Source organism: Paenibacillus plantiphilus (assembly GCF_927798095.1).
Classification (GTDB): domain Bacteria; phylum Bacillota; class Bacilli; order Paenibacillales; family Paenibacillaceae; genus Paenibacillus_Z; species Paenibacillus_Z plantiphilus.
Map to the genome: position 1 here is coordinate 1 of NZ_CAKMMF010000071.1, position 1,404 is coordinate 1,404.

Genomic DNA, 1,404 nt, shown 5'->3' on the forward strand with positions numbered 1-1,404 from the left:
GGCATATGAAGCAATTTGAAATCAGCGAAACGGATCGAAGCACGCAGTACGCCTCCTGCGGATTTGATGCCTCGATATGGGAGTGGTTCCCTTATTTGATCACGGGGTCGAGTGTCCATATCGTGCCGGAGCGGTTGCGTCTGGATATGGCGGGATTAAGCGGGTACTACCGTGAGAACAGGATCACGATGAGCTGGCTGCCGCCGCAAATCTATGAGCAAATGCTGGAGCAAGAGAACGTTACGCTGCGGCATCTGTTGACGGGCGGAGACAAGGTGAAAGCTCATCAGGAGAAGAGCTACACGGTGTGGAATACGTACGGGCCAACAGAAGGAACGGTCATTTGCACCAGCCATCGAATCGAAGGGCAGCAGATGAACATACCAATAGGAAAGCCGTTGTCGAACACGCGGATTTACATTGTGGATCGCGCAGGGAAGCCGCAGCCGATCGGCGTACCGGGGGAACTGGTCGTTGGCGGCGACGGAGTGGCCCGAGGGTATGTGCACCGTCCTGAACTGACGGAGGAGCGGTTCGGAACGGACCCGTTCGTAGCGGGCGGCCGTCTATATCGTACAGGAGATTTGGCGAGATGGCTGCCGGACGGCAACATCGAGTATTTGGGCAGAATCGATGAACAGGTGAAAATCCGGGGTTATCGGATTGAGCCGGGTGAGATCGAATATGTGCTGCTTGGTCATGCATTGGTGCGAGAGGCAATCGTGATCGTTCGGGGGGAAGGGGAGCATGGAGAGAAATCGCTGTGTGCGTACTATACGACTAACGGAACGATAGCACCATCCGAAATCCGCGAGTATGTGTCGGGGAAAGTGCCGGCATATATGGTGCCGTCCTACTTCGTCGCGCTGGAGAAACTGCCGCTGACGGCCAATGGTAAAATTGACCGCAAAGCGTTGCCGGAGCCGAAACAAGGGGCCGCAGGCGTGCCTTACGAAGCGCCAGCCACGGCGATGGAAGCCGGACTGGCCCAGCTGTGGGAGGACATCCTTGGCGTGGAACGGATTGGCGCGTCGGACAACTTCTTCGAGCGCGGCGGCCATTCGCTGCGGGCGATGACGCTGCTCTCGCGGATGCACAAGGAATGGAACGTGCAGGTGCCGCTGAAGACGATCTTCGAATCGCCGACGGTGCGCGGGTTGGCGCAGGTGATCGAAGGGCTGGCGGAAAATCCGTACGCAGCTATCGAACCAGTAGAGGACCGGGCGTATTATCCGGTCTCGCCAGCCCAAAGGCGGATGTTGATTTTGCAGCAGCTGGAAGGCGCAGAGGTGAGCTACAACATGCCGGGCGTGCTGACGATGGCAGGTCCATTGGATCGCTCTCGGTTGGAGACAGCGTTTGCCCGTCTGGTGGCGCGTCATGAATCGTTGCGGACATCGTTTG

1 protein-coding gene is annotated in these 1,404 nt (G+C 57.9%); it reads left to right on the top strand.

Going from position 1 to position 1,404, the window contains the following annotated elements; genetic code table 11:
- A partial coding sequence (locus L6H65_RS26360) for a non-ribosomal peptide synthetase (RefSeq protein ID WP_236347737.1) occupies positions 1-1,404 on the top strand: 1,404 nt, incomplete at both ends.